The sequence below is a fragment of the Micromonospora sp. LOL_021 genome (assembly GCF_048060215.1).
Classification (GTDB): Bacteria; Actinomycetota; Actinomycetes; order Mycobacteriales; family Micromonosporaceae; genus Micromonospora_E.
Map to the genome: position 1 here is coordinate 40,915 of NZ_JBHMIN010000051.1, position 7,516 is coordinate 48,430.

Here is a 7,516-nt window from a genome sequence, read left to right on the forward strand (position 1 = left end):
GGCTGCGTCAGCGGCTGCGGGACAGGCTGATCGCGAACCGGCCGGCCGGATCGGTCCACCAGTGGGTCAACTCGAACCCGGCGGCGGCCAGCTCGGCGGTCACCCCGGCCCGGCGGAACTTCGCCGACACCTCGGTCCGGATCTCCTCGCCGGCGGTGAAGCTCACCGGCAGGTCGAGATCGGCCACGTACACCCGCATGTCCCGCTCGGCGCGCAGCCGCATCTCGATCCACTCCCGGTCGGTGTCCCAGAGCGCGACGTGCCGGAACGCCGCCGGGTCGAAGTCGGCACCGAGCTGCTGGTTCAGTACGTGCAGCACGTTGCGGTTGAACTCGCCGGTCACCCCTTGGCTGTCGTCGTAGGCGGCGACCAGGGTGGCCGGGTCCTTGACCAGGTCGGTGCCGAGCAGCAGCCAGCCGCCGGTGCCGAGCGCCCCGCGCAGCGCGGCCAGGAACTCGGCGCGTTCGTCCGGTACCAGGTTGCCGATGGTGCCGCCGAGGAACGCGACGAGCCGGTCGTCGCCGGCCGGGATCCGGCCGAGGTGACGGGTGAAGTCGCCGACGACCGCGTGCACCGGCAGACCCGGGTAGTCCCGGTCGATGGCGGTGGCGGCGTCGCGAAGTGCCGCCTCGGAGACGTCCAGCGGCACGAACAAATCGAGGCTGCCCTGCCGGCGCAGCGCGTCGAGCAGCAGCCGGGTCTTCTCCGACGAGCCGGAGCCGAGCTCGACCAGGGTCCGGGCCCGGGTGACGGCGGCGATGTCGTCGGCGTGGTCGGTCAACGCGGCCCGCTCGGCCCGGGTCGGGTAGTACTCCGGCAGGGTGGTGATGCGTTCGAACAGTTCGCTGCCGTACTTGTCGTAGAACCATTTCGGGGGCAGCCATTTCGGGTCGGCGGTGAGCCCGGCGCGGGCGTCGGTCCGCAGCGCCTGCCGCTGGTCGGCGTCGGTCAGCTCGATGTCGATCCGCACAGATCCTCCACGGTGTAGGTGTGCCGGTCGGCGACGACGAGCCGGCGGTCGGCGACCGGGCGCCAGGCCGGGTCGTCGTCGGACGGTTCGGAGGCGATGATCAGCCGCTCCGGCCCGGCGAGGACGGACAGGGAGTGGCCGACGGCGCTGGCCCAGGCCCGTGCGCCGTCGGTGAGCAGCAGGTTGAGTCGGGACGCCGGGGCGGCGGCCAGGACGCCGGTGACGGTGTCGGTGATCGCCGTACCCGGGTCGGCGCCGGACCGCAGGCGATGCCGCACCAGCGCCCACAGCAGCGCCGAGTCGGTCGGCGCGTCGAGGGTGAGCAGGTCGGTCACCGGCAGGGTGGCGGCCAGGTCGGCGACGCTGTCCGGCCAGCCGGCCACCACCCCGTTGTGGCTGAACAGCCAGCTTCCGTCGGTGAACGGCGCGCAGACCGTCTCGCCGAAGGGCATCCCGGGGGTCGCCGAGCGGACCGCGGCCAGCACCGCGCCGGCGGTGGTGGCCCGGCCCAGCTCGACCAGGCCGGGATCGGCCCAGATCGGCCCGGCCCGCCGGTAGCGGACCGGGCCGGTCGGGGTGTACCAGCCGACGCCGAAACCGTCGACGTTGACGGTGCCGCCGCCGCGCATGTCCCGGGGCGCCCAGGACTGGCGGTACAGGCCGTACGGCGGCTCGACCAGCAGCTGCGTCAGGCTGACCGGCGGGCCCAGGTAGAGCTGGTGGCGGCACACTAGGCAATCTCGCCGGGGTGCGGGTCACGGGCGGTACGGAAACCGCTGAAGATCTGCCGGCGGATCGGGTAGTCCCAGTTGCGGAACGTGCCCCGGCAGGCGGAACGGTCGGTGCCGAACGAGCCGCCGCGCAGCACCCGGTAGTCGCGGCCGAAGAAAACCTCCGAGTATTCGCGGTACGGGAAGGCCGCGAAGCCGGGGTAGCCGGTGAACCAGGTGTCGGTCCACTCCCACACGTCGCCGATCAGCTGGTGCACCCCGGCCGGTGACGCCCCGGCCGGGTAGGCGCCGACCGGTGCCGGGTGCAGATGTCGCTGGCCCAGGTTGGCGTGCTCCGGGCCGGGGTCGTCGTCGCCCCACGGGTAGCGGCGGGACCGGCCGGTGGCCGGGTCGAACCGGGCCGCCTTCTCCCATTCGGTCTCGGTCGGCAGCCGGCGGCCGGCCCAGCTGGCGTACGCCTGCGCCTCGTACCAGCCGACGTGCACCACCGGCTCGTCGGGCACGATCGCCGACCGCCGGCCGAACCGGGTGTAGCTGCCGTCGCCGTGCCAGTGCGTCGGCCCGCTGAGCCGGGCCTGCAGCCGGTGGGCCCAGCCCTCGGCGCTCCACCACCGCTCGTCGTGGTAGCCGCCGTCGTCGATGAACTGCTGGTACCGGGCGTTGCTGACCGGCGCGCGGTCGATGAAGAAGGCGGGTACGTCGACGGTGTGCGCCGGGCGTTCGTTGTCCAGCGCCCACGGCTCGGTGGAGGTGCCCATGGTGAACGGTCCGGCCGGGATCAGCGCCTCACCGTCGACGGGTCCGGCCGTCGCCGGCGGCGTCGGCGCGCCGGTGAGCACCGGCGGGCCGGCCCGCAGCTGGTGGGTGGCGAGCATCGTCTCGTCGTGCTGCTGCTCGTGCTGCACGATCATGCCGAAGGCGAAGCCCTGCTCGACCAGCCGGCGGCCGTCGAACGTCACCGTGTCGAGCAGGTCGAGGACCTTGTCCCGGACGGTACGGGTGTACGCGCGCGCCTCGGCCGGGTCCAGCAGCGGCAACGCCGGACGGTCGGCGCGGGCGTGTTTGAACGCGTCGTACAGGTGGTCGATGTCGGCACGGACCGGTTCCCGGCCGCCGACGTCGCGGACCAGCCAGAGCTCCTCCTGGTTGCCGATGTGCGCCAGGTCCCAGACCAGGGGCGACATCAGCCGGGAGTGCTGCCGGACGAGGTCGTCGTCGTCGACCGGATCGGTCAGTGCGCTGCTGCGCCGCCGGGCCCGGTCGAGGTCGGCGGCGAGCGCGGTACGCAGGTCGGACACGGTGGGGTCGTAGGCTGTCTCGGTCACCTGGTTCCTCCCCAGGGGTGGGTTCGCTGGTGCAGCCGTCGGCGCAGGGCGCGTACCACGGTGCTGGTCGTCTCGTCAGGCAGGCCGGTGTCGGTGAGGCGTTCGCAGGCCAGCTCGGCCAGCGAGTGGGCGGCCGACGCGACGATCGGATCGGCGAGCCCGTCGCGGGCGGCGGGCAGCCAGCGGTTGGCCGCGTCCATCACCGTCGATGTCGCGGTCCGCAGCGTCTCGTCGCGGGCGAACAGCGCGGCCAGCACCGCCGCCGGGACGATCCACTCGCCGTCCGGCTGCGCGTCGAGGTAGCGCAGCTCCAGGTAGCCACGCGGGCGGACCGGCGGAAACATGGTGCTCAGATGCAGGTCGAGGTCGGCGTAGGTCGGTGGTCTGGGCGTGCCGGTGAGGATCCATTCGCCGAAGGTGGCCGACCCCGGCAGCCGCCAGCCGGTGGGCTCGTCGACGAACAGCGGTGGCGTGTCGAGCACCCGCCGGGTCCAGTCGGCGACCGGGTCGGACGGCCGCGTGCCGGCGGTCGGGTCGGCCGGTGCGGCGGTGCGGGCCGGGTCGAGGGTCAGCCAGGTCGCCATCCGGCTCGACACCCAGCCGGTGCGCCGGCCGGCCCGCGACGGCGAGTTGGCGAACAGGGCGATCAACGGCGGACCGAGCAGGTGCGCCGCCGACCACCGCAGGGAGAGCTGCCGATCGCTGCCGGTGTCCAGGCAGACCTGCAGGCCGGCGGTGCCGCACATCATGTCGGCACCGGCCCGACCCTGCCGGGCGAACGCCGCCGCCATCGCCGTGTAGCGGTGGTTGCGCAGGATCTGCCGGGGTGGCCGGTACGGATCGCATCCGGTCCGGCCGAGCAGCAGGTTGGCCCGGTCGAGTCGGCGGGTCAGCGCGCCGACGTCGGCCGACGCGACCTGGTGCAACGTGGTGAGGGATTCCGTCGGCGGGGTGGAGATCTCCACCTGCCCGCCGGGTTCGACCGTTACCAGTCCGCCGTGTGGGAGCGGGTCGTGCGGGCTGGTGGGGCGTAGTGTCCGCGGGGCGTGGTCACCGAGGGCAGTCGCGAGGTCGGCGGGGTCGAGCGGTCTGGCGGGTTGGTCTCGGTAGTGAACGGTCCATTCGAGTTCGACGCCGATCCGCCGGGGTGGGCCGGTCTTGAAGCAGATCCGGGTGATGTAGCCGGCGGCGGCGGTCGGATCGACGATGGCGGTCCCGGCTGGGACGTCGGTCACGACGCTCGGACCGGTGGACGTGGCAGACTCGGCGGCCACCGGTAGCACGTCGGGCGGATGGGCGGATGGTGGATGGGGAGCTGGTGGATGGGGAGCTTTGGTCATCGCGTCTCCTCCAGTGAACGATCGATCGCGGGCAGCGATCGATCTTCGCTACCGTATCGTCACCGTCCGACATTTGCCGAGACACCGGCGGACCGCGGGGCGGGCGGCAGGAGACGTTCCTTCTTGCGCAACCCGGCGGTCACCTGCGGATTCGCGTCACCCGGGGGCATGATCGCCGCGGGACGGGGTACCGGCACGGTCGGCGCCGACCGGAGGGGAGTCAACATGACCGACGGGGCAAGGAGCGATGACGACCAGGTGGTGATGCGGGCGGCCCGGGCCGCGCACGCCCACGCCGACGCGACCGCCCAGACCGCCCGGTTCCTGGACCGGGTCGGCGCGGTCCCCGACCCGGCGGTGATCGCCGAGTACGCGGCGCTGCTGGCCCGGGAGGAGTCGACCCGCGACGAGCGGGCCGACGCGCTCCGCGACGCCGGGCTGGACGTGCCGAGCCTGGACACCGACGCGGCGTGACGCCACCCGGTCAGCGCTGCCGCACGTTGGTCGAGCACGCCGCTGTGAAGTTCAGCGAGGGTACGCGTCCCTGCGGTGATCTACGTCGAGGACGTGTACCTCGCGGTGCTTGTCGTCGGGGCCGTTTCCTCATTCGGCCTGTTCACGAGCCCGCCGTTGCGCCATGAGCAGTGCCCTGTCCTCGGCGCTGGTGCACTCGCCCCTGGCGAGAGCGTCGTCTGCCTCCGGTATCCGCGCCATGGCGGTCGGGTCGGCGAGCAGTTCGATGGTGGTCAGCGCACAAGTTCACGGCCGCCCGCCAGGGACAGGATCTGCCCGTTGATGTGGCTGTTGGCCGCCGAAGCCAGGTAGGTGATCGCGCTGGCCACGTCGTCGGGGGTGCAGATGCGGCCGGTCGGGGTCTTCTCCGACTCGGCCGCGACCGCCTTCGGGCCCAGGAAGGGGGCGTTCAAGGCCTTCTCGGTGAGGGTGAATCCGGGACGGACGACGTTGGTCAGGATGCCGTGCCGGGCTTCCCGGACGGCGAGCACACGCGCGGCGGTCTCGAGCGCTCCCTTCGCCGTGGCGTAGGCAAGCGGTCCGGCCATGGGTTGCTCGACGATGTCGGTCGACACGGCGACGATGCGCCCCCAGCCGGCGGCACGCATGGCCGGTAGGGCCGCGTCGATCAACGCCACGGGGCCGACCGTGTTGACGGCCAGCGACGTGGTGAGGCCGCCGATCTCTTCGGCGTCGAGAGCGGGCCACTGTACGGCGTTGGCGACCAGGACGGATATCGGACCGAGACGCGTGGTGACCTGCTCGACGACGCCCCGCACGGCGACGTGGTCGCCGTGGTCCAGGCGTACGGCGCAGGCACGGGCACCGGCCTGCGCGATGGCGTCGACGACCTCCATGGCGGCGTCGCGGTTGGCGTGCCAGGACACCGCCACGGAGGCACCTTCGGCGGCCAGGTGCCGGGCGGCGGCCCTGCCGATGGCGCCGGAAGCGCCGGTGACCAGGGCGACCTTGTTCAACAGACCAGTTTCCATCACCACTCCATAGCCGACTATATGTTAGCCGACTATGAATCAGGATCGAGCCGTTCGTCAACTCGTACACTCTCCGGGTGGAACTCTCGGACGTCCTGGCGACCAACAAAGCCCTGGTCAAGGTGGCCAAGTTGTACCGGAACGCGCAGGCTGACGTACTGGCCGGGCTCGCCCTGCACCCGGGGCAGGACGTCCTACTGTGGGTGCTGGGGCAGGAACCCGAGGGCCTGACGGTCTCCGAGGTCGCCGCCCGGCTCGGCGTGGAGCAGCCGACGGTGACGCGCAGCCTCAGTCGTCTCGAACACGGCGGCTGGTTCGTCCGCAAATCCGTACCCAGCGACCGGCGACTCACCCGGATCGTGTTGACCGACAAGGGCCGGTCCGGCGTTTCGCAGATCGAAGTGGCCTGGCGCACCCTCGCCGAGACCGCGACCGCCGGAATGGCGAACGATCAGCGAGCGACGCTGGTCGAACTGCTCGATAAGGTACGCGGGAACCTGCTCACCCTCGCTACCGAAACCGACTGAGGTACGGTCTGCCGATCGACATCAACAAGCCGCTCACCCGCGCCGCGCTCGCCGACGATCTGGCCTCACTCGGGGTACGACGCGGGTCGGTGATGCTCGTGCACTCGTCACTCAAGGCGCTCGGCTGGGTCTGCGGCGGCCCGGTCGCGGTGGTCCAGGCGTTGCTCGACACGCTGGGCCCCGACGGCACGCTCGTGGTGCCGACGCACACACCGGACAACACCGATCCCGCCGGCTGGCAGCACCCACCCGTACCAGAGTCGTGGTGGCCGGTGATTCGCGCCCACACGCCCGGATTCGACCCGGCGGTGACGCCGAGCCGCTGGATGGGTGCCATCGCGGAGACGGTCCGCACCTGGCCGGGTGCGCGGCGCAGCGACCATCCGCAGGTGTCGTTCGCGGCCGTCGGCCCACTCGCCGAACCCGTGGTGGCCGGGCACCAACTCGACGACATGCTGGGCGAGCGCTCCCCCATCGGTGCCGTCCACCGGCTGGACGGCGACGTCCTGCTGCTGGGCGTAGGACATCACCGCAACACCTCGCTGCACCTGGCCGAAAACCGGCAGCCGGACCCGCCGCGCAAGCAAGAAGGCGCGGCCGTACGCACCCCTACCGGCCACGCCTGGACACGCTGGCAGGACGTCGACATCGACGAAGGCGACTTCGGCCAGCTGGGCGCCGCTTTCGAGACCACCGGCAACGCGTCGATCGGGCAGGTCGGCGCGGCCGAGTGCCGGCTGATGCGTCAGCGCCCACTGGTCGACTTCGCCGTGGACTGGCTCGCGACCCATCGCACGACCCGGTAGCCACCGGACGAACCGCTAGCCACCACGGTGACCGCAGGGGTCGCCCCGTGTCCCGGCTGGTCGAGGGCCGACTGCTGGGGCGGGCGACGGCGTCACGCTGGCCATGCTCGGCGTCGGCGAGGACACCATCTGGCCGCTGGTCCGGCTGTTCGACGAATCGAAGCCGCACGCCTGAGGCATCCCGCTGCGAGCAGTACGGCACCGGCAGTTCCGGACGCCAAGGCGGCGGCACTACATCGAGGTGACACTGATGGGGTTGACCCGGTTTGACGGACAGGGTCGGTAAGTTGATCTCACGCTACCTTGCTGGCT

8 protein-coding genes are annotated in these 7,516 nt (G+C 72.0%); 3 read left to right on the top strand and 5 right to left on the bottom strand.

Features of this window, described 5'->3' with window-relative positions; genetic code table 11:
* Positions 1-7: 7 nt before the first annotated feature.
* Genes egtD through ACFHWT_RS25665 form a run of 4 tightly spaced genes read right to left on the bottom strand, consistent with a single transcriptional unit; the run spans position 8 to position 4,366 of the window.
* Entirely contained in the window at positions 8-970 is a 963-nt protein-coding gene (gene egtD / locus ACFHWT_RS25650; RefSeq protein ID WP_416597265.1) for an L-histidine N(alpha)-methyltransferase, read from the bottom strand.
* Positions 949-1,701, bottom strand: coding sequence for an ergothioneine biosynthesis protein EgtC (gene egtC / locus ACFHWT_RS25655; RefSeq protein ID WP_416597266.1), 753 nt, complete (start codon positions 1,699-1,701; stop codon positions 949-951). The genes egtD and egtC overlap by 22 nt, the downstream gene beginning before the upstream one ends.
* Positions 1,701-3,026, bottom strand: a complete 1,326-nt coding sequence (egtB, locus tag ACFHWT_RS25660; protein ID WP_416597267.1) for an ergothioneine biosynthesis protein EgtB — start codon at positions 3,024-3,026, stop codon at positions 1,701-1,703. The genes egtC and egtB overlap by 1 nt, the downstream gene beginning before the upstream one ends.
* A complete protein-coding gene (locus tag ACFHWT_RS25665; protein WP_416597268.1) occupies positions 3,023-4,366 on the bottom strand; it encodes a glutamate-cysteine ligase family protein in 1,344 nt (447 codons plus the stop codon). Before ACFHWT_RS25665 ends, egtB begins: the two co-directional genes overlap by 4 nt.
* 225 nt (positions 4,367-4,591) lie before the next feature.
* Here ACFHWT_RS25665 and ACFHWT_RS25670 point away from each other — a divergent pair, with 225 nt between their 5' ends.
* Entirely contained in the window at positions 4,592-4,840 is a 249-nt protein-coding gene (locus ACFHWT_RS25670) for a hypothetical protein (RefSeq protein ID WP_416597269.1), read from the top strand.
* A 272-nt stretch (positions 4,841-5,112) separates the two neighbouring features.
* On the opposite strand, the gene ACFHWT_RS25675 is transcribed toward ACFHWT_RS25670, so the two are convergent.
* Positions 5,113-5,871: an SDR family NAD(P)-dependent oxidoreductase gene (locus tag ACFHWT_RS25675; protein ID WP_416597270.1), complete on the bottom strand. Its 759-nt coding sequence runs from the start codon at positions 5,869-5,871 to the stop codon at positions 5,113-5,115.
* A gap of 77 nt (positions 5,872-5,948) precedes the next feature.
* On the opposite strand from ACFHWT_RS25675, the gene ACFHWT_RS25680 reads away from it, so the two are divergent.
* Positions 5,949-6,398, top strand: coding sequence for a MarR family winged helix-turn-helix transcriptional regulator (locus tag ACFHWT_RS25680; protein ID WP_416597271.1), 450 nt, complete (start codon positions 5,949-5,951; stop codon positions 6,396-6,398).
* Positions 6,399-6,490: 92 nt separating this feature from the next.
* Positions 6,491-7,204: an aminoglycoside N(3)-acetyltransferase gene (locus tag ACFHWT_RS25685; RefSeq protein WP_416597273.1), complete on the top strand. Its 714-nt coding sequence runs from the start codon at positions 6,491-6,493 to the stop codon at positions 7,202-7,204.
* Positions 7,205-7,516: the final 312 nt, after the last annotated feature.

Excerpts from the sequence above, each read along its gene's own strand:
- ACFHWT_RS25675 (WP_416597270.1), bottom strand. The coding sequence starts at position 5,871 with ATGGAAACTGGTCTGTTGAACAAGGTCGCCCTGGTCACCGGCGCTTCC.
- ACFHWT_RS25685 (WP_416597273.1), top strand. The coding sequence starts at position 6,491 with ATGCTCGTGCACTCGTCACTCAAGGCGCTCGGCTGGGTCTGCGGCGGC.
- ACFHWT_RS25665 (WP_416597268.1), bottom strand. The coding sequence starts at position 4,366 with ATGACCAAAGCTCCCCATCCACCAGCTCCCCATCCACCATCCGCCCAT.
- ACFHWT_RS25670 (WP_416597269.1), top strand. The coding sequence starts at position 4,592 with ATGACCGACGGGGCAAGGAGCGATGACGACCAGGTGGTGATGCGGGCG.